The organism is Acidovorax radicis N35, assembly GCF_000204195.1.
Classification (GTDB): Bacteria; Pseudomonadota; Gammaproteobacteria; order Burkholderiales; family Burkholderiaceae_C; genus Acidovorax; species Acidovorax radicis.
Window position 1 is genome coordinate 169,090 of the sequence record NZ_AFBG01000003.1, and the last position, 21,020, is coordinate 190,109.

Annotated in this window: 13 protein-coding genes; 10 read left to right on the forward strand and 3 right to left on the reverse strand. The window is 66.7% G+C overall.

What is annotated here, in order from left to right:
* Positions 1-71: 71 nt before the first annotated feature.
* Complete coding sequence (locus ARADN35_RS0100780) at positions 72-2,153, reverse strand: sodium-translocating pyrophosphatase (RefSeq protein ID WP_029412796.1); 2,082 nt, start codon at positions 2,151-2,153, stop codon at positions 72-74.
* Positions 2,154-2,418: 265 nt separating this feature from the next.
* On the opposite strand from ARADN35_RS0100780, the gene ppa reads away from it, so the two are divergent.
* Together ppa and ARADN35_RS0100790 are read left to right on the forward strand one after the other, a co-directional pair.
* Positions 2,419-2,955, forward strand: coding sequence for an inorganic diphosphatase (ppa, locus tag ARADN35_RS0100785; protein WP_010458012.1), 537 nt, complete (start codon positions 2,419-2,421; stop codon positions 2,953-2,955).
* A gap of 278 nt (positions 2,956-3,233) precedes the next feature.
* Positions 3,234-5,069, forward strand: a complete 1,836-nt coding sequence (locus ARADN35_RS0100790) for a methyl-accepting chemotaxis protein (RefSeq protein ID WP_010458014.1) — start codon at positions 3,234-3,236, stop codon at positions 5,067-5,069.
* A 164-nt stretch (positions 5,070-5,233) separates the two neighbouring features.
* Here the strand turns inward: ARADN35_RS0100790 and ARADN35_RS0100795 are convergent, their stop codons facing one another.
* Positions 5,234-6,040, reverse strand: coding sequence for an alpha/beta hydrolase (locus tag ARADN35_RS0100795; RefSeq protein WP_010458016.1), 807 nt, complete (start codon positions 6,038-6,040; stop codon positions 5,234-5,236).
* A gap of 323 nt (positions 6,041-6,363) precedes the next feature.
* Between ARADN35_RS0100795 and ARADN35_RS0100800 the strand changes: the two genes are divergently transcribed.
* Both ARADN35_RS0100800 and ARADN35_RS0100805 read left to right on the forward strand, forming a co-directional pair.
* Complete coding sequence (locus ARADN35_RS0100800) at positions 6,364-8,163, forward strand: methyl-accepting chemotaxis protein (protein ID WP_010458017.1); 1,800 nt, start codon at positions 6,364-6,366, stop codon at positions 8,161-8,163.
* Positions 8,164-8,708: 545 nt separating this feature from the next.
* Entirely contained in the window at positions 8,709-10,508 is a 1,800-nt protein-coding gene (locus ARADN35_RS0100805; protein ID WP_010458020.1) for a methyl-accepting chemotaxis protein, read from the forward strand.
* A 157-nt stretch (positions 10,509-10,665) separates the two neighbouring features.
* Here ARADN35_RS0100805 and ARADN35_RS0100815 read toward each other — a convergent pair whose 3' ends face one another.
* Positions 10,666-12,150, reverse strand: coding sequence for an aminotransferase-like domain-containing protein (locus ARADN35_RS0100815; protein WP_010458022.1), 1,485 nt, complete (start codon positions 12,148-12,150; stop codon positions 10,666-10,668).
* A 166-nt stretch (positions 12,151-12,316) separates the two neighbouring features.
* Here ARADN35_RS0100815 and ARADN35_RS0100820 point away from each other — a divergent pair, with 166 nt between their 5' ends.
* The 6 genes from ARADN35_RS0100820 (at position 12,317) to nusA (ending at position 21,020) form a co-directional block, all read left to right on the forward strand.
* On the forward strand, positions 12,317-13,132 hold the full coding sequence (locus ARADN35_RS0100820; RefSeq protein WP_010458024.1) for a c-type cytochrome: 816 nt from the start codon (positions 12,317-12,319) through the stop codon (positions 13,130-13,132).
* Positions 13,133-13,145: 13 nt separating this feature from the next.
* Entirely contained in the window at positions 13,146-14,441 is a 1,296-nt protein-coding gene (locus ARADN35_RS0100825; RefSeq protein WP_010458026.1) for a cytochrome c, read from the forward strand.
* An 84-nt stretch (positions 14,442-14,525) separates the two neighbouring features.
* Positions 14,526-14,936: a thioredoxin family protein gene (locus tag ARADN35_RS0100830; protein WP_010458028.1), complete on the forward strand. Its 411-nt coding sequence runs from the start codon at positions 14,526-14,528 to the stop codon at positions 14,934-14,936.
* 234 nt (positions 14,937-15,170) lie between these two features.
* Positions 15,171-18,497, forward strand: a complete 3,327-nt coding sequence (locus tag ARADN35_RS0100835; RefSeq protein WP_100199416.1) for a DEAD/DEAH box helicase — start codon at positions 15,171-15,173, stop codon at positions 18,495-18,497.
* Between the two features lie 364 nt (positions 18,498-18,861).
* The gene (gene rimP / locus ARADN35_RS0100840; protein WP_010458030.1) at positions 18,862-19,458 is read left to right on the forward strand and encodes a ribosome maturation factor RimP; all 597 of its coding nucleotides are present in this window, start codon (positions 18,862-18,864) and stop codon (positions 19,456-19,458) included.
* A gap of 77 nt (positions 19,459-19,535) precedes the next feature.
* A complete protein-coding gene (nusA, locus tag ARADN35_RS0100845) occupies positions 19,536-21,020 on the forward strand; it encodes a transcription termination factor NusA (protein ID WP_010458033.1) in 1,485 nt (494 codons plus the stop codon).

A 21,020-nucleotide genomic window follows, 5' to 3' on the forward strand; every position in this document is an offset into this window, starting at 1 on the left:
ACGCGGCAAAAAGGGGCCTGAGGCCCCTTGTTTACCTGGATTCCCGGCTTGTCAGGCCGGGTCCGTGCGCTTCATCCGCCGTGGAACTTGACCACCAGCGGCACGATCAGCAGTGCCACGATGTTGATGATCTTGATCAGCGGGTTGATGGCCGGGCCGGCGGTGTCCTTGTAGGGGTCGCCCACGGTGTCGCCAGTCACCGCGGCCTTGTGGGCCTCGCTGCCCTTGCCGCCGTGGTGGCCGTCTTCGATGTACTTCTTGGCGTTGTCCCAGGCGCCACCGCCGGTGCACATGCTGATGGCCACGAAGAGGCCGGTGACGATGGTGCCCATCAGCAAGCCGCCCAGCGCCTTGGGGCCCAGGGCCAGGCCCACCACGATGGGCACGACCACGGGCAGCAGGCTGGGGATCACCATCTCCTTGATGGCGGCGGTGGTCAGCATGTCCACGGCCTTGCCGTACTCGGGCTTGGCCGTGCCTTCCATGATGCCGGGGATGTCGCGGAACTGGCGGCGCACCTCCACCACCACGGCGCCGGCGGCGCGGCCCACGGCCTCCATGGCCATGGCACCGAACAGGTAGGGGATCAGGCCGCCGATGAACAGGCCCACGATGACCAGGGGGTCGGACAGGTCGAACGTGATGGCGCGGCCGTAGCTCTCGAGCTTGTGCGTGTAGTCGGCAAACAGCACCAGCGCGGCCAGGCCTGCGGAGCCGATGGCGTAGCCCTTGGTCACGGCCTTGGTGGTGTTGCCCACGGCGTCCAGCGGGTCGGTGATGTCGCGCACGCTGCTGGGCAGCTCGGCCATCTCGGCAATGCCGCCGGCGTTGTCGGTGATGGGGCCATAGGCATCCAGCGCCACCACGATGCCCGCCATGGACAGCATCGACATGGCCGCCACCGCAATGCCGTACAGGCCCGCGAGCTGGTAGGCCGAGAGGATGGCCAGGCACACGAAGATCACCGGCCAGGCGGTGGATCGCATGGACACGCCCAGGCCCGCGATGATGTTGGTGCCGTGCCCGGTGGTGGATGCCTGCGCGATGTGCTGCACGGGCGAATACTGTGTGCCGGTGTAGAACTCGGTGATCCAGACCAGCGCAGCCGTCAGCGCCAACCCGGTGAAGCAGGCGCCAAACAGGCGCATCTGGCTGCCGCTGGCCAGGATGGAGTTGTCCGGCATGATCCACATCGTGACGAAGTAGAACGCGATCAGCGAGAGCACGCCCGCAATCGCCAAGCCCTTGTACAGCGCCGGCATCACGTTCTTCATGCCCGGCGATGCCTTCACGAAGAAGCAGCCGATGATCGACGCCACGATGGACACGGCGCCCAGCGCCAGCGGGTACACCACGGCATTGACCGGCGCAGCCACCACCATCAGTGCGCCGAGCACCATGGTGGCGATCAGCGTCACCGCATAGGTCTCGAACAGGTCGGCCGCCATACCGGCGCAGTCGCCCACGTTGTCGCCCACGTTGTCGGCGATCACGGCGGGGTTGCGCGGATCGTCTTCAGGGATGCCGGCCTCCACCTTGCCCACCAGGTCGGCACCCACGTCGGCGCCCTTGGTGAAGATGCCGCCGCCCAGCCGCGCAAAGATCGAGATGAGCGACGAGCCAAACGCAAAGCCGATCAGCGGGTTGAGCAGATTGGCCAGGTTGGCCGTGGGCGTGAGGTTGCCATTGCCCGCCAGGAACCAGTAAAAGCCCGTGACGCCCAGGAGCCCCAGCCCCACCACCAGCATGCCGGTGATGGCCCCGCCGCGAAACGCGACATCGAGCGCGGGGCCAATGCCCTGTGTGGCTGCCTGTGCCGTGCGCACATTGGCGCGCACCGATACGTTCATGCCGATGAAGCCACAGGCGCCCGAGAGCACCGCGCCCACCACAAAGCCCACGGCCGTGGTGCCGTCGAGAAAGATGCCGATGAGAACCGCCAGCACCACGCCAACGATGGCGATGGTCTTGTATTGGCGGGCGAGGTAGGCGGCGGCACCAGCCTGGATGGCGGCGGCAATCTCCTGCATGCGGGCGTTGCCGGGGTCCTTGGCCAGGATCCATCCCCGGGCCCATATGCCATAGGCCACCGCAATCAATCCGCAAACCAGAGCCAGTATCAGAGGGGCAGTCAGCGCTGTATTTCCAGCCATTCGTCACTCCTTGAAATATTCAGTTGCACGGAAGGAAACACAACGCAGGACGGTGGTGCTTCCGTTGCGTTGCTTCCTCGTGCTCCCTGTGCATTTCGCGGCAGGAGTCGATTGGCCAACAGGCCCAATTTACAGGCAAACGCCGGTTTGCAAGCGGGCAGAAAGGGGCGTGCGCCTAAAATCAGGGTTAATCCCGACGCTTCATTGCGCTGCATCAGCGCCGGATGCCTCGCGGGTTACCGTCAACAAACCACTCTCCAAAGACATGTCCCTCAACAACGTCCCCCCAGGTAAGAACGTTCCCGATGCCTTCAACGTCGTCATCGAAATCCCGATGAACGCCGACCCGATCAAGTACGAAGTGGACAAGGAATCGGGCGCCATTTTTGTGGACCGTTTCATGACCACGGCCATGCATTACCCGACCAACTACGGCTACGTGCCGCAGACGCTGTCGGGCGACGGCGACCCAGTGGATGTGCTGGTGATCACGCCTTACCCCCTGCACCCCGGTGTGGTCGTGACCTGCCGCCCCCTGGGTATCCTGATGATGGAAGACGAGGCCGGTGTGGATGGCAAGGTGATTGCCGTGCCCACGTCCAAGATCCTGCCCATGTACGACCACTGGAAGACCATTGACGACGTGAACGCCATGCGCCGCAACGCCATCGCCCACTTCTTCGAGCACTACAAGGACCTGGAAAAGGGCAAGTGGGTCAAGGTGCTGGGCTGGGAAGGCATTGACGGTGCCAAGAAGGAAATCGTCGACGGCATTGAAAGCTACAAGAAGGCCCACGCCTGAAGGTGGTTTGGCATAAAAATAGCCTCTATGGCCTGACGGGAGTTAATTTGTAGCTATAAATAATATAGCATCAAGGGGTTCCCTCGAAAAAGCATGCGGGTCACAACCCGCATGTTTTTTTTATGGCCGCTTGGTGCCTCGCTGTAGGGGGAAAGCCCGCTTTGCAGGAGTTGTGACACTGTTAGACTGCATTTGGTTACAAATATGCGGTGCTGAGCAATACAGATTGGCATGCGTCGAAGTGCCTTGTGTGGGCAACGCAATGTGAAGGGTGATTCATGAAAGTTTCCGATCTGCGCATCGGCGTCAAGCTGGGGGCGGGTTTTCTGCTGATGGTGTTGTTCACCACGCTGCTGGGCGTGACCGCGCTCGTCCAGATGTCGCGCATTCACAGCAACGCGGACAACCTGGCCACGAACCTGTTGCCCACTGTCGCGCAGGTGGGCGAGCTGCGGGTGCTGCTCAACCGCATGCGCCGCTCTGAGGGAGGCCTGGCCACGGCGCGAAATGCCCCCGAGGTGAAGGCGTTTTCCGAACAGGTGCTGGCGCGGCACAAGGATGTGGAGCGGGTCGAGGGGACCCTGGCGCCCCTGGTCGATACGCCCCGCGAGCGCGAGGCCTTCGATCTGTACAAGCAGCGCAAGGCCGCCTACCTCGTGGTGCAGGCGAACCTGATCGAGATCGCCAAGAACGTGGATTTCAGCACCACCGAAACCCTGGAGCTGACGGGCGACGCGCTGGGCATGCTGTACGCCGGAGAGTCGGAAACCGCCTTCGTGGCCACGGCGGAAACGTTGGGGGAGCTGCAGAAGATCAACGCCGAGAACGCGGTGCAGGCCAATGCCGACGCCCGGGAAGTGTTTGACAGGGCGCGCCTGTGGTTGCTGGGCACGTTGGCGGTGTGTGTGGTGCTGGCTGCGCTGCTGGGCGTGGGCATCACGCGCACCGTCTCCCGGCCGGCCCACCATGCCGTGCGGGCTGCCCGGGCCATTGCCGAGGGCGACCTCACGACCGAGGTGCCGCCAGGCGGCAAGGACGAAATGGGCCAGCTGCTCACGGCGCTGGGGGACATGCGTGCCAACCTGGCGCGCGTGGTGTCGGGCGTGCGCAGCAACGCTGAGGGTGTTGCATCGGCGAGCTCGCAGATTGCATCGGGCAACAACGACCTGTCGGCGCGCACCGAACAGCAGGCCAGCGCGCTGGAAGAGACCGCAGCGTCGATGGAAGAGCTGGGCTCCACCGTGCGCCAGAACGCCGACAACGCGCGGGCAGCCAACCAGCTTGCCGTGAACGCCTCCACCGTGGCCGTGCAGGGCGGGGACGTGGTGGCCGAAGTGGTGGAGACCATGAAAGGCATCAACGACAGCAGCAAGAAGATCGCCGACATCATCAGCGTCATCGACGGCATCGCCTTCCAGACCAACATCCTGGCGCTGAATGCGGCGGTGGAAGCGGCCCGTGCGGGCGAGCAAGGCCGGGGCTTTGCGGTGGTGGCCGGAGAAGTGCGCAGCCTGGCAGGGCGCAGCGCCGAGGCTGCCAAGGAAATCAAGGCCCTGATCAATGCCAGCGTGGAACGCGTGGAACAAGGCACCGCCCTGGTGGACAAGGCCGGGGCCACCATGGCCGAAGTGGTCAGCGCCATCCGGCGCGTGACCGACATCATGGGCGAGATCAGCGCCGCCAGCAGCGAACAAAGCGCAGGCGTGGGCCAGGTGGGAGAAGCCGTGACGCAAATGGACCAGGCCACGCAGCAGAACGCAGCGCTGGTGGAAGAAATGGCGGCAGCGGCCAGCGCGCTGAACGCCCAGGCAGGCGAACTGGTGAACGCCGTGGCGGTGTTCAAGCTCGATGCCAGTGCAAGCACCCGCAGCGCGCCAGCGCCAGCACCCCGTGCGCCCATCGCCGCCCCGGCATTCACGGCCCAACGAAGTGCAGCCGCGAACAAAAGCGCCGGCAAGATCGGCAGCACAAAGCCCGCCAAACCCCAGGCCAGCCTGGCGGCCCCCAAGACCAGCGCAGCCGCCCCCGCAACCAGTACCAAGGCCCCGGCTGCCAGCGCGCCCGCGCCCGCAGCAGCCAAGGGAGGCAACGACGACGACTGGGAGAGCTTCTGAGCGGGGCACACTGCCCGAGCCCATGGGGGTGTGATTAAAAACAGCCCCTAGCGCTTGTCTATCAAGCGCTCATAGCCATCAAAAACAAAGCACGCTGCGGATTTTCCTCAGCGTGCTTTTTGTTGGTTTGGGTGGGGCTTGCGACCGCGCCCCGTCCAAGGCGCTTACCGATGGGGGTCTGGATACACCAGGTGCAAGCCCGGAATCCTGGGGCGTTGAAAGGGCTGCCAATCCACGTCAGGGCCGTGCGGTTGCCCCAGGCGGTCGGCCACGGCCCACCAGGCGCTGGGGTTCAGGCCAATGCCAAAGTGGCTGGCCACCACTTCGATGTTTTCGGTGTGCGGGTTGTGCGCCGCCGGCGCCTGGATGCTGCCGCGCCAGGCCACCACGCCATCGCTGCGCGAGTAGATGCTGGTGGTAGGCACCGGGGGCGCCTCGGGCAGGTTGTAGTTTTCAGTCTCGCGCTCGATGCTGCGGCCACTGGCGAGCTGGTAGATGCGCCACGCGTTGGTGGAGGTGTGGTGCCCCGCAAACGGCGTGCCCAGCGTGATCACGCAGCGCACCCGATCGGGCATTTCCTTGGCCAGTTCGCGCGCATAGACGCCGCCCAGGCTCCAGCCCACCAGGCTCACCTTGCCGCCGCTCGTGTCATACGCCTCCTGCAGCTGGCGCTTGGCGTTTTCCAGCACTCCATCCTTGGGGCCGAGGTTCAGGCCCTGGCCCCAGCCCAGGGTCTCGTAGTTGCGCGACTCCAGGTAGCGGCGCAGCGGAACGGTGGTGGCATCCCCTGCCGTGAGGCCCGGAAACACGATCACCGTGTGGCCGTCGCCGCGTGGGGCGCGCTGCAGCACAGGCCAGGCGGGCAACACCGCGCCAAACTCCCACGGGGCCCGCAGCTCGAGTGCCAGCAGCGGCAGGCCGGGAGCCGGGATGTGGTTGGGGTCGGTTTCTTTGTTGCTGAAAAAGGGCATCGGGTCGTCAATCAAAAGCAAAGGCGCGCACGGGCGGTGGGGTCGCCATGGAAGGTAGCATTTTTTTGGCTGTGCATTGGGGGGTGGACTGGAGCTAGCTCTCCAATACCAAGGTTGGGGGGCTGGGCTCTGGCGGGGTTGGTGTCGCCAACTTGACAGCTGCGTGTGCAGTGGCTGGCCCGCAAATGCCTGGGCGAGAGCATGCCGGTCTTGACGAAGATCAAGACGCAGCCCGGCTGCGGCGAAATAGGTCTGGTGACAAAGGCCCCCCACGGATAAGGTGTCGGCAGCCAGAGAAAACATCCATTCAGAGGAGAAGCAGGATGAACCAGCTGAGGATTTCAACCCGACTCGCCGTAGCGTTTGCCGTCATGGTGCTTTTGCTCATCGCGCTGGGTGCGGTCAGCCTGATCCGGTCTACGAACCAGCGCACGGAGCTCAAGGACGTCATTGACGTGCGCATCCCGATCACCAGAGCACTGGGAACCCTTACTGACCGGGTGAATGTGCAAGCCATCCAGGTGCGCAATCTGGCGATTTTCACGACCGAGGCGGTGGTCAAATCGTCGATGGACCAGATTACCGCGTCCAGGGCGGAAGTGGACGCGCAGTACAAAACGCTGGATTCGCTGATCACCTCCGCCAATGGCAAGGAACTCCTTGCCCGGATGCAGCAGCGGCGGGCGGAGTTTGCAAAGATCGGCGTGCAGTACCTGGGCATGATCCAGCAAGGGCAGAAGGACGAAGCCATCAAGCTGCTCGAAGAGCAATACCGCCCCGCACAGCGGGCCTACCAGGCCGCCATTCACGAGCAGGTTGAGTATCAGGCCCAGGTCACCGCAAAAGCGGGTGAACGGGCAGAAGCCGCAGCTACTGCGTTGCAACGGGATGTGTTGATTGCGGGGGCACTCGCGATTGCCATTGCCCTCTTTCTCGCCGTCACCATCATCCGGTCCATCACCCGCCCCCTTGCACGGGCGGTGGAGGCTGCTGACCGTGTGGCCGGCGGCGATCTCAGCGGCCAGATCACCGTTCAGTCCCAAGACGAAACTGGCCACCTGCTCAGCGCCCTGCAGCGCATGCAGCAAAGCCTGGTGAACACCGTGGCCGCGGTGCGCAGCAACGCCGAAGGTGTTGCGTCGGCGAGCTCGCAGATTGCATCGGGCAACAACGACCTGTCGGCGCGCACCGAACAGCAGGCCAGCGCGCTGGAAGAGACCGCCGCGTCGATGGAAGAGCTGGGCTCCACCGTGCGCCAGAACGCCGACAACGCGCGGGCAGCCAACCAGCTGGCCGTGAACGCCTCCACCGTGGCCGTGCAGGGCGGGGACGTGGTGGCCGAAGTGGTGGAGACCATGAAAGGCATCAACGACAGCAGCAAGAAGATCGCCGACATCATCAGCGTCATCGACGGCATCGCCTTCCAGACCAACATCCTGGCGCTCAACGCTGCGGTGGAAGCGGCCCGTGCGGGCGAGCAAGGCCGGGGCTTTGCGGTGGTGGCCGGAGAAGTGCGCAGCCTGGCAGGGCGCAGCGCCGAGGCTGCCAAGGAAATCAAGGCCCTGATCAATGCCAGCGTGGAACGCGTGGAACAAGGCACCGCCCTGGTGGACAAGGCCGGGGCCACCATGGCCGAAGTGGTCAGCGCCATCCGGCGCGTGACCGACATCATGGGCGAGATCAGCGCCGCCAGCAGCGAACAAAGCGCAGGCGTGGGCCAGGTGGGAGAAGCCGTGACGCAGATGGACCAGGCCACGCAGCAGAACGCAGCGCTGGTGGAAGAAATGGCGGCAGCGGCCAGCGCGCTGAACGCCCAGGCGGGCGAACTGGTGAACGCCGTGGCGGTGTTCAAGCTCGATGCCAGCACGGCACGCAGCAGCGCGCCAGCGCCAGCACCCCGTGCGCCCATCGCCGCCCCGGCATTCACGGCCCAACGAAGTGCAGCCGCGAACAAAAGCGCCGGCAAGATCGGCAGCACAAAGCCCGCCAAACCCCAGGCCAGCCTGGCGGCCCCCAAGACCAGCGCAGCCGCCCCCGCAACCAGTGCCAAGGCCCCGGCTGCCAGCGCGCCAGCGCCCGCAGCAGCCAAGGGAGGCAACGACGACGACTGGGAGAGCTTCTGAGCTGGGAGAGCTTCTGAGCGGGGCACACTGCCCGAGCCCATGGGGGTGTGATTAAAAACAGCCCCTGGCGCTTGTCTATCAAGCGCTAATAGCTATCAAAAAAGGAGCATTCTGGGCGCGCTGCAGGTTTCTGCCCTGCAGCGCGCCTTGTGCTTTCTGGCGCCATTCCGTTTGCCACGGCCCGCGTATCGCCACTGCCGGGGGGCGTCGTTTTTCTTGGGACAAATGTTCGCAAACGTAACGGAAAGCGCTATGCTGAACGCACAGGCCTTCCGCTCTTGTGCGGCTGCGGGTTTGTCTTGGATGCGTTGGTCTTTTGCCGGGAGTTCTTTCATGGTTCACGGCTTTGACTTTGCGGGTGCATGGGCTGTCGGCCCTTGGGACCAGGGTTGCCGGTCACCTGCCTGGCGCACATCCTGCGTGTCGCTTCTCGCCCGCTTGCACCACCGCAACCCAGCCCTCTGCCGCCGGCCTGCAGACCGATGGCGCCCTGGCGCGTGGTGGAGTTGCAGTTTCTTCCATGTCCCCACTTCAGGAGCGTTGCCATGAACCAGTTCAAGATATCCACGCGCCTTGCCGGTCTGCTCGCAGCCTTGTGCCTGCTGGTGTTGCTGGTCGGCGTGGCGGGGTTGTTCGGCATGGGGCAGTCGAATACGGGGCTCAAGTCGGTGTACGACGATCGCGTCGTGCCCCTCAAGCAGATCAAGGTGGTGGCAGACATGTATGCCGTCAATGTGGTCGATGCCGCGCACAAGGTACGTGACGGCGCCATGACTTCAGCGCAAGGGCTGCAGTCGGTGGCCGACGCACGCAAGGCCATCGAATCGAACTGGAAAGCCTACCTGGCCACACACCTCGTGCCGGAGGAAACCCAGCTGGTCGAGCGCTTCAAGCCCCTGCAGGTCAAGGCCGACGGGGCGGCCGATGCGCTCACCGGCCATTTGCGATCGGGCGATGTGGCCGCGCTCACCGCCTTTGCGGCCAAGGAGATGTACCCCGCCATCGATCCGCTGCAGGATGTGCTGAGCCAGCTCATGCAGGTGCAGCTTGACCGCGCCAAGGCCGAGTACGACCGCGCCGAGACGAGCTTTCAGACGATCCGCGCCATGGTGCTCACGGCGGTGGTGCTGGGCATCCTGCTGGCGGTGTTGATGGGCGGCGCCATGATCCGGCAGATCTCGCGTGCGCTGGGCAACGCGGTGCAGATCACCGATTCGGTGGCGCAGGGCGACCTCACGGTGCCGATCAAGGCGCAGGGCAAGGACGAGATCGCCCAGCTGCTCGGTGGCCTGACGGCCATGCGCGACAACCTCGCGAATGTGGTGTCGGGCGTGCGTGGCAATGCGCAGGGTGTCGCATCGGCCAGCGCCGAGATCGCCTCGGGCAACAACGACCTGTCCATCCGCACCGAACAGCAGGCCAGCGCGCTGCAGGAGACGGCGGCGTCGATGGAAGAACTGAGCTCCACCGTCAAGCAGAACGCCGACAACGCGCGCCAGGCCAACCAGCTGGCGATGAGCGCATCGACCGCGGCCGGGCAGGGCGGCGATGTGGTGTCCGAGGTGGTCGAGACCATGAAAGGCATCAACGACAGCAGCAAGAAGATCGCCGACATCATCAGCGTCATCGACGGCATCGCCTTCCAGACCAACATCCTTGCGCTGAATGCGGCCGTGGAAGCGGCCCGTGCGGGCGAGCAAGGCCGGGGCTTCGCCGTGGTGGCCGGAGAAGTGCGCAGCCTGGCAGGGCGCAGTGCCGAGGCCGCCAAAGAGATCAAGGCCCTGATCACCGCCAGCGTCGAGCGCGTGGAGCAGGGCTCGGCGCTGGTGGACAAGGCGGGTGTGACGATGACCGAGGTGGTGTCCTCCATCCGCCGCGTGACGGACATCATGGGTGAGATCAGTGCGGCCAGCAGCGAGCAGAGCACAGGTGTGTCGCAGGTGGGCGAGGCCGTGACGCAGATGGACCAGGTCACGCAGCAGAACGCCGCGCTGGTGGAGGAAATGGCCGCTGCCGCCAGCAGCCTGAGCCAGCAGGCCCAGGCGCTGGTGGGGGCCGTGGCTGTGTTCAAGCTGGACGCCAACGCCAACGCCAATACAAGCACCGGCATTTCCCTTGCACCTGCAGCCCGGGCCTCCATGCCTGCACCGGGGATGGCCGCCCATCGCGCCACACCGTCCAAGGCCGGTGGCAGCAGCTTCCGCGGCCCCAAGACGGCGGTCAAACCCCAGACAAAACTGCCCACGCCGAAGGCAGGTGCCGCCCCTGCCGACGGCAAGCCCGGGGCGCACAGCCCGGCGCCGGCATTGGCAGGAGGCGATGACGACGAATGGGAGCGTTTCTGAGCCCACGCATGCAAAGCGCGGCAAAAAAATGATCAAAACAGGCTGCCAGCGCTTGTCTATCAAGCGCTTGTAGCTATTAAAAAAAGAGTGCAGAAGAGTGCACATGAAGGAGGCCTTCTTTGTGTTTTTCTTTCTGCCGCACACCACCAAGGTGCTCTCAGGGCTCCATCTGTTTTGAAGCTTGTTTTTGCTTTCCGGCTGAGTCGTCGACCGCCAAGGCCGTAGCCAGCCTGCCGACGGTGGCCAAGGCGGCTTCAAACTGCTCTTGCGCCGGGTGCCCGTAGTTGATACGCACGCAGTGGGCAAAGCGCCGGTCTGCCGAAAAGATCTGCCCCGGCGCCAGGCTGATGCCGCGCTGCAGTGCCTGGCGGTGCAGTTGCAGGGCGTCGACCTGCGGCGGTAGCTCCACCCACAAAAAGTACCCGCCCTCGGGCTGCGACACCCGCGTGCCCGGTGGGAAGTGCCGGGCCACTGCGGCCAGCGCGATGGCCTGCTGCTGCGCCAGGCTGCGGCGCAGCTGGCGCAGGTGCCGGTCGTAGCCGCCCTGGGCCAGGTATTCGGACAGCGCCTGCTGCGACGGCGTGGCGGCCGACAGGGTGGTCATGAGCTTCAAGCGCTGCACCGCCGTGGCAAAGCGGCCCGCCGCCACCCAGCCCACGCGGTAGCCGGGCGCCAGGCTCTTGCTGAACGAGCTGCAGTGCATCACCAGGCCTTGGGTATCGAACGCCTTGGCCGGGGGCGGGCGGTGCGGGGCGAAGTGCAGCTCGCCGTACACATCGTCTTCGATCAGCGGCACCTGGTGGCGGGCCAGCAGGGCGACCAGCTCGCGCTTCTTTGCTTCGGGCATCAGGCTGCCCAGGGGGTTCTGAAAGCTGGGCATGAGCCAGCAGGCCTTGACCCGCTGGTGGGCTGGCTGGCGCTCCAGCGCCTCGGCCAGGGCTGTCAGGTCGATGCCGTCGCGCGGATGGGTGGCAATTTCCAGGGCCTGCAGGTTCAGCCGCTCCAGCGCCTGCAAGGCGGCATAGAAGGTGGGCGATTCGACCACCACGATGTCGCCCGGCTGGGTGACGGCCTCCAGGCAGAGGTTCAGGGCCTCCATCGCGCCGTTGGTGATGACGATCTCTTCCACATCCACGGCGCTGCCGTGCAGACCGTAGCGCAGCGCGATCTGCTGGCGCAGGCGTTCGTCGCCCGGCGGCAGGCTTTGCACGATGTTCCAGGGGTCGAGCTTGCGCATGCCGCTGGCCAGGCAGCGCGCCAGCCTGTCCAGCGGAAACAGCTCCAGCCCCGGAAAGGCCGAGCCCAGCGGCACCAGGTCGCGGTCGCGCGCCAGGCCCAGCACTTCGAACACCAGGTCGCTGATGGCCACGCCGGTGGAGGTGTGCGCGGGCTGCGAGGGCAGGGGCTCGGCGGGGCGGGACCCGGTGGCGGGCAGCCGGGCGCTGACGTAGTAGCCCGAACGGGGCCGGGCGTGGATTAGGCCCTGGGCCTCCAGCAGGTAGTACGCCTCGAACACGGTGGACGGGCTGATGCCGCGCGTGCGGCTGGCTTCGCGCACGGACGGCACGCGGTCGCCCGGGCGCAGGGCGCCGCTGTGGATGAGCTGGGCGATGGCGTCGGCGTGGCGTTCGTAGCGTTTCATGGGAGGCTGGGGTTGATCCAGGGCAAACTGATCTGTATTTTTAACTGGAAACTGAATCTGTACTGTTTTTTGGGCGGGGCGTAGAGTGCCGTGGTGCGCTGGTGCGGGTGGTGATGAACGCTCCGCCCAGCTGGCGACCCTGTCGATCCCCACTCGAAAAAAATCCATGATTGATTGCCTGCGCAGCCTGCTGCGCCCTGTTTCCCGCCTGGCCGGCGCCACTGCCGCAATGGCGCTTGCGTGGAGCGCTGGCGCCTGGGCCCAGCCCGTGTCCACTCCTGCGGCGGCCCCGTCCGCCAGGGTGTCCGCGTCGTCGATGGCCTCGCGCGTGCTGGCCTGCACGGCCTGCCACGGCAAGGAAGGCCGCGCCACGCCCGACGGCTACTTTCCGCGCATCGCGGGCAAGCCGGCGGGCTACCTGGCCAACCAGTTGCTCAACTTCCGCGACGGGCGGCGCAGTTACCCGCAGATGACCTACCTCATCGAGCACCTGACGGACGACTACCTGCGTGAAATGGCCGAGCACTTTGCCGCGCAGGATGTGCCGTACCCGCTGCCGCCCGCACCCCAGGCGCCGGCCGCCGCGCTGGAGCAAGGGCGCCGGCTGGTGCACCAGGGCGACGCCGCGCGCCGCATCCCGGCCTGCGTGTCGTGCCACGGCAGCGCCATGACGGGCGTGGCGCCGTCCATCCCGGGCCTGCTGGGCCTGCCGCGCGACTACCTCAACAGCCAGCTGGGCGCCTGGAAGACCGGCCAGCGCCGCGCCCATGCGCCCGACTGCATGGCCGACATTGCCCGGCAGTTGACGCCCGACGATGTGAGTGCCGTGTCGGCCTGGCTGGCCGCCCAGCCGGTGGCCGGGGGCGGCAAGCCCGCGCGCACCCTGCCGGCCGCCATGCCCGCCCGCTGCGGCGGCGTGGCCGAGGTGCCCGTGGCTTCAGCGGCTGCGGCAACGGCTGCTCCCGTGGCTTATTCACGTTGAGAAGGATGCACCCATGAAACGCATCCTCTGGACACTTTCTTCCACCCTGGCAGCTTTGGGTATCGTGGCCGCTGCGCTGGTCACCCTGAACCTGCGCGGCGAAGAGCCGCTGCCCGACGCCGAGACGCTGCAGAGCACGCCCGCGCTGGTGGCGCGCGGCGAGTACCTGGCGCGCGTCGGCAACTGCATGGCCTGCCACACCACGCAGGGCGGCGCGCCGTTTGCGGGCGGGCGTGGCATCGAGACGCCGTTTGGCGTGGTGCACAGCTCCAACCTCACGCCCGACCCGGCGCAGGGCATCGGCAGTTGGACGTCGGCCGAGTTCTCGCGCGCCATGCACCATGGCCGCAGCAAGGACGGGCGCCTGCTCTACCCGGCTTTTCCGTACCCCAACTACACCCAGGTGACGCGCGCGGATTCGGACGCCATCTTTGCGTACCTGCGCAGCGTGCCCGCCGCCAGCGAGCCGAACCGCGCACACGCGCTGCGCTTTCCGTACAGCACGCAGGCGGCGCTGGGCGTGTGGCGTGCGCTGTTCTTTGCCCCGGGCGCGGCCAGCACCGCGGCCGACGCCGCGCCCACGAAGACGGCGGAATACGACCGCGGCGCCTACCTGGTCAACGGCCTGGGCCACTGCACGGCCTGCCACACGCCGCGCAATGCGCTGGGCGCCACGGCCGATGCCAAGGCCTTCAACGGAGGGCTGATCCCGGTGCAGAACTGGTATGCCCCCGCGCTCAACGCGGCGGCCGAGGCGGGCGTGAAGGAATGGGCCACCGACGACGTGGTGGCCTTGCTGAAAACCGGCGTGGCCCCGCACGGGTCGGTGCTGGGCCCCATGGCCGAGGTGGTGTTCCGCAGCACGCAGTACCTGACCGATGCCGACGCACGCGCCATGGCCGTGTACCTGCAGGCGCTGCCGCAGCAGGCCGCCCGCGCCACCCCGGCGCCCTACACCGCGCCACCCGCCGCCGCCATGGCGCGGGGTGGCAAGGTGTACGAGCAGCAGTGCGCGCAATGCCACGGCGATGCAGGGCAGGGCCAGGCGGGCGCCTTCCCGGCGCTGGCGGGCAACCGCGCCGTGCTGCTGGCCGACCCGACCAACGTGGTGCGGGTGGTGCTGCAGGGCGGCTACCTGCCCGCCACGGCCGGCAACCCGCGCCCGCACGGCATGCCGCCGTTTCAGCAAACGCTGGGCGACGAGGATGTGGCGGCGGTGACAACGTTTGTGCGCAACAGCTGGGGCAACCGGGCGCCCGGTGTGGGTACCATCGAGGTTTATCGCGCCCGCGAACGGCGCGGCATGTAGCGGCGCGGTGGTGCGGTAGTGCGGTGGCAGGGTCTGCCGGCAGCGCGCCCGCCGCGCCGCCCCACCCTACAGGAGCCCCCGTCGATGCAAAGCCCGGCCCCGTTGCCAGAACCCACACCGCAGAGCCCGGCCGCCGCCACCCCGGGCGTCTGGTGGGCCGTGTGCCTGTGCGCTGCCTGGTGCGGCACCTGCGGCGTGTACCGCCCCCTGTTCGACGAACTGGCCCTCGCGCACCCGGACGTGCGCTTCGAATGGGTGGACATCGAGGACGACGCGGAGATCGCCGGGGACCTGGATGTGGAAACCTTCCCCACGCTGCTGATCGCCGACGGCGAACGGGCGCTGTTCCTCGGGCCGCTGCTGCCGCAGGCGCCGGTGCTGGGGCGGCTGCTGGCCAGCCTGCAGGCGGCGTCGCCCCAGGCGGGCGGCGCGGGCGGTACAGGGGGCGAGGCGCAAGAGGTCTTCGAGCGCGTGCGCGCAGCGCGCAGCCGGTAGGCGCTCCGGCGACCTTCTCTTCTGATTTTACGGAATGCTCCTGTTTTTATAGCTGCTTGCGCTTGATGAACAAGCGGTAGAGCCGTTTTTTGCTTGGATTTTGTGCCTACACCCCGTCCCCCCTGGTTCCAGATCGGCTCATTGCAGGCCCAGTGCGACAAAGGCACCTGGTCGCGCGGGGCAGAGCTGCACCGCCAGGGGGCCGTGCTGCGCATCGCCGTCAAGCCGGACGGCATGGATGGGTGGGCGCTGGAAGGCGAGGTGCTGGGCAGCCAGCCGGTGCCGTATGCCGTGCGGGTCCAGCTCACCATGTCTGACGCCGGCTTGGTCCAGTCGTGGTGGGGCGAGTGCAGCTGCCCTGTGGGCGCCGACTGCAAACACGCGGTGGCGCTGGCGCTCAAATCCGTGCACCTGGGGGGCGAGCCGCCGGCCACCGCCACCCAGGCCACGCAGGCCGCCGACGCGCTGAAAGCCCTGCAGCAGCGCAAGGAAGCGCTGGCCCGCACCGAGGCCGAGGCGCGGCTGGTGCGCTGGCTGCGCGAGTGGGACCGGGCGGCTGGCGCGTCGGCCACCACACCCTCCGATCCGCAGGCGGACCGGCCCGAGCAATACCTGTATCTGGTCTCCACCGTGGGGCTGCCCCGCGCCACCCTGCAGCAGATGCAGCTCGAAGCCGTGGTGTCCTACCCCAAGGTGACCGGTGGCTGGGCCAAGCCCAAGCCGGTGCGCACGCAGCCCGCGCCGGGGCAGGCGGTGTATGACCGCGCGAGCGACGCCGACCGCCAGGTGCTGCAGCTGCTGCGCGCCATGCCGCGCGGGCTGGGCTACTACTCGGCCTACAGCGCCGGGCCGGTGGCGGTGCTGGAGGGCTCGGTGGGCGTGCTGGCGCTGCAGCAGGCGGCCAGCACTGGCCGCCTGTTCGCGGATGCGGGTGGCTCCATGGTGGGCGCACCCCTGGCCTGGGGACCGCCGCTGCCCTTGACCTGGGCTTGGCAAGAGGGCCCGGCGTCGGCAGCGGCCGGTGGCGACACCACCTGGGCGCTGCGCCCCGGCCTGCCGGGCACATCGGCCACGCTGTGCAGCAACACCCCGCCCCTGTACCTGGACGCTGCCAACGGCCTGTGCGGCACGGTCGACATGCAGGGCCTGAGCGCGGCGCAACTGGCCATGCTGCTCAAGGCGCCCGCGCTGAGCACCGCGGCGCTGCAAAAGCACCAGGCCGACCTGGCCACCCGCCTGGGCGGCGTACTGCCGCTGCCGCCGGTGGGGGCGCCCCTGGCCCGGGTGCAGGGCGTGAAGCCCCTGGCGCGGCTGCATCTGGGGCCCACGCCGCCTGTAGATGTGCCTGGCCTCGGCCTCATCACCGCGCAATTGCAGTTTGACTACCAGGGCCACAGGGGCTGGTGGGCGGGGCAGGACCTGGCCGTGATGGTCCCGGGGGCCGACGGCGTCCAGGTGCTGCTGCAGCGCGATGCACAGGCCGAGCTGTCGGCCATCGAACGCCTGCTTCACCTGGGCCTGCTGGGCACCGACGACGGCCTGTTCGGCATTCCCGGCGAGCAGCCGCAAACCGCCTGGATGCACTGGGCCGACAACGGCTTCGCGGTGCTGCGCGACGCGGGCTTTGCCGTCACGGTGGATGCGGCGCTGAACGGCTGGATCACACATGCCGACACGCTGGATGTGGCGCTGCAGCCAGACGGTGCGGGCGGTGGCGAGGGCGATGAGGCCACGTCCCCCTGGTTTGCGCTGTCGCTGGGCATGGAGGTGGGCGGCGTGCGCCACAACATCCTGCCCTGGCTGCCCGACCTGATCGCCGCCGCGGCCGACCAGCCGCTGGATGCCGCCACCGGCCTGCCGCAGCTGCCGCCCTACGTCTACCTGCCATCGCTCCAGGGCCCGGGGTTCGTGCGCCTGCCGACCGACACCCTGCGCCCCTGGATGGCCGCGCTGCTGGACCTGGTGGGCGACCGGGTGCACGACTTCACCGCCGACAGCCTGAAGCTGTCGCGCCAGGACGCCCTGCGCACCAGCGCCGCGCTGGGCCAGGGCGTGCCGTGGCAGGGCGCCCACGCGCTGCGCGCCGTGGTGGCCCAGCTGCAGGGCACCAGTGCCTTGCCCCAGGTGCCGCTGCCCGCCGGGGTGCGCGCCACCCTGCGGCCGTACCAGCAGCAGGGCCTGAACTGGCTGCAGTTCTTGCGCGCCCACGGCCTGGCCGGGGTGCTGGCCGACGACATGGGCCTGGGCAAGACGCTGCAGACCCTGGCCCACATCCAGGTCGAAAAAGACGCCGGGCGCCTGACCGACCCCGCGCTCGTCATTGCGCCCGTGAGCCTGATGGGCAACTGGCAGCGCGAGGCCGCACGCTTTTGCCCCGGCCTGCGCTGCCTGGTGCTGCATGGCGCGGGCCGCCATGCGGTGGCCGACGCGGTGGCCGAGCACGACCTGGTCATCGCCCCGTATTCGCTGCTGCAGCGCGACCGCGACCGCTGGCTGGCGCAGCCGTGGCACCTGGTGGTGCTGGACGAGGCGCAGAACATCAAGAACGCCAGCACCCAGGCGGCGCAGGTGGTGGGCGAGCTGCATGCGCGCCACCGCCTGTGCCTGTCGGGCACGCCCATGGAAAACCACCTGGGCGAGATCTGGAGCCTGTTCCACTTTTTGATGCCGGGGTTTCTGGGCAGCCAGCAGCGCTTCAAGCAGGTGTTTCGCGCGCCGATTGAAAAGCAGGGTGACGGCGCGCGCATGGCGCAGTTGCGCGCGCGCATCACGCCGTTCATGCTGCGGCGGACCAAGGCGCTGGTGGCTGGCGAGCTGCCGCCCAAGGTCGAGACCGTGATGCCCGTGGAACTGGCCGGCGCGCAGGCCGACCTGTACGAGACCATCCGCCTGGGCATGGAGAAAACCGTGCGCGAAGCCCTGCACACCAAGGGGCTGGCCAAGTCGCAGATCACCGTGCTGGATGCATTGCTCAAGCTGCGCCAGGTGTGCTGCCACCCGCAGCTGCTGCCGCTCGAGGCCGCCCGGGCCGTCAACGCATCAGCCAAGCTGGAGCAGCTGATGGTGATGCTGCCCGAGATGCTGGCCGAGGGGCGGCGGGTGCTGCTGTTCTCTCAGTTCACCAGCATGCTCACGCTGATCGAGGCCGAGCTGAAAAAGCGCGGCCTGCCCTGGGTCAAGCTCACCGGGCAAAGCCAGAAGCGCGACGCGGTCATCGACCAGTTCACCAGCGGGCAGGTGCCGCTGTTTCTGATCAGCCTGAAGGCGGGCGGAGTGGGGCTGAACCTGCCGCAGGCCGACACCGTGATCCACTTCGACCCCTGGTGGAACCCCGCGGCCGAAGCCCAGGCCACCGACCGCGCCCACCGCATCGGCCAGACGCAGAGCGTGTGGGTGATCAAGCTCGTGGCGCAGGGCACCATCGAAGAGCGCATCCTGGCGCTGCAGGACAGGAAGGCGCAGCTGGCCGGCAGCCTGTACGGCGGCGCCGCCGCACGCACGGAGCCGCTGTTTACCGAGGGCGACCTGGCCGAGCTGCTGGCGCCGCTATCACTGTCATAGCTGCTCGCGCCGATTGGATAAGCGCCGGGTGCCGTTTTGGCACTGCACCGCCCGGCGGGCCGCATGAACACAGGCATGGGCACGTTGACAACAGTTTTCCCTGTGCGTGCCTTTGCAAATCAACACTTTGCACGCTACAATACGACTCTCACGACCAAACGGGCGGGTACCAACCGCCCGTTTTTTTTGGTCGAACGCTTTTGGAGCTCGAAGCTGTCGGAGAGGGTCTCCGGGGGTTATCGGGTTTTTTGTTTTGGATTTGCGCAAAAAAATGGGTGCACGTGCAGTGTGCCGATGGGTGGGCAACGTGCCTGATCCCGGTTTGCGCAAGTTGTGTTGTTTTTTCCGGGATTGAACTGAACACGTGGCATTGCAGCAAGTCGTTGAACAAATTGTGACGGGCCTGGGATATGACCTGGTGGAGATCGAGCGCTCTGCCGGCGGCCTGCTGCGCATCACCATCGATTTGCCCTGGGTTCAGCCGGCCGCCGATGCGCCGACACCCGTGCTGGACCAGTTTGTCACGGTGGAAGACTGCGAGAAGGTCACGCGCCAGCTGCAGTTTGCGCTGGAGGTGGACGGTGCCGAATACAAGCGCCTCGAAGTCTCGTCTCCCGGCATCGACCGTCCTTTGCGCCACGAACAGGACTTCGTGCGTTTTGAAGGCTCGATCATCGACGTCACCCTGAGGGCGCCCATTGGTGTGGCAGCAGCTGCAGGGCAGGTGAATGCCACCCGCAAGAAATTTCGCGGCACGCTGGAGCGGGCCGAGGCTGGAGGTTGGCAGATCGTCTGGAGTGACGAGCCGCCGGTCAAGCCAGGTCAAAGAGTCAGCAAGAAACGCGTGCCCGCCCCTTTGCAGGCGCTGGGCTTTACCTTGGATGAGGTTCGGGATGTGCGCCTGGCGCCCATCGTGGATTTCAAGGGGCGTGGAGGCAAGGCCGGGTCAGCACCCGTCTGAGTCGCTGAATGAATTGGGGCGGAGGGTCGCTGCGTGCAGCCCCTGCCTTCGGGTGATTGAAACAGGAGAGTCGTCGCATGAATCGCGAATTGTTGATGTTGGTTGAGGCCATTTCGCGCGAGAAGAACGTGGAGCGGGATGTGGTCTTGGGCGCCGTGGAGTCGGCCCTGGCCCAGGCTACCAAGAAGCTGTACCAGGGCGAGGTGGACATTCGCGTGTCCGTGGATCGCGACAGTGGCAACTATGAGACTTTCCGCCGCTGGCTGGTCGTGCCCGATGATGCGGGCCTGCAAAACCCTGAAGCCGAAGAACTGCTGATGGATGCGAAGGATCGCATTGCAGACATCGAAGTCGGTGAATACATCGAAGAAGGCGTCGAGTCGGTGCCCATCGGCCGCATTGGCGCCATGGCCGCCAAGCAGGTCATCCTGCAGAAGATCCGCGACGCCGAGCGCGAGATGCTGCTCAACGACTTCATGTCGCGCGGCGAACGCATCTTCACCGGCACCGTCAAGCGCATGGACAAGGGCGACATCATTGTCGAGTCCGGCCGCGTGGAAGGCCGCCTGCGCCGTGGCGAGATGATCCCCAAGGAAAACCTGCGCAGTGGCGACCGTGTGCGCGCCATGATCATGGAAGTAGACCTGACGCTGCGCGGCGCGCCCATCATCCTGTCGCGCTCGGCCCCCGAGTTCATGATCGAGCTCTTCCGCCAGGAAGTGCCCGAGATTGAGCAAGGCCTGCTGGAGATCAAGTCCTGCGCCCGCGACTCCGGCTCGCGCGCCAAGATCGCCGTGCTCTCTCACGACAAGCGCGTGGACCCCATTGGCACGTGCGTCGGCGTGCGCGGCACCCGTGTGAATGCGGTGACCAACGAGCTTGCCGGCGAACGCGTGGACATCGTGCTGTGGTCCGAAGACCCCGCCCAGTTCGTGATTGGTGCACTGGCTCCGGCCAACGTGTCCTCCATCGTGGTGGATGAAGAAAAGCACGCCATGGACGTGGTGGTGGATGAGGAGAACCTCGCCATCGCCATCGGCCGCGGCGGCCAGAACGTTCGCCTCGCTTCCGACCTGACCGGCTGGAAGATCAACATCATGGACGCCGCTGAAAGCGCGCAGAAGCAGGCCAACGAGACCGACACGGCCCGCAAGCTGTTCATGGAAAAACTCGATGTGGACGAGGAAATCGCCGACATCCTGATCTCCGAAGGCTTCAACAGCCTCGAAGAAGTGGCCTATGTGCCGCTGCAGGAAATGCTGGAGATCGAAAGCTTCGACGAAGACACTGTCAACGAGTTGCGCGCCCGAGCCAAGGACGCGCTGCTCACGATGGAAATCGCCCGTGAGGAAAGCGTGGAAGAGGTCTCCCAGGACCTGCGCGACCTCGAAGGCCTCACCCCGGAGCTGATTGCAAAATTGGCCGAAGGCGGTGTGCATACACGTGACGACCTGGCCGATCTGGCCATTGATGAACTGACCGACCTGACCGGACAGTCTGAAGAAGATGCCAAGGCCTTGATCATGAAGGCGCGCGAACATTGGTTCGCGGGGCAAGAGTAA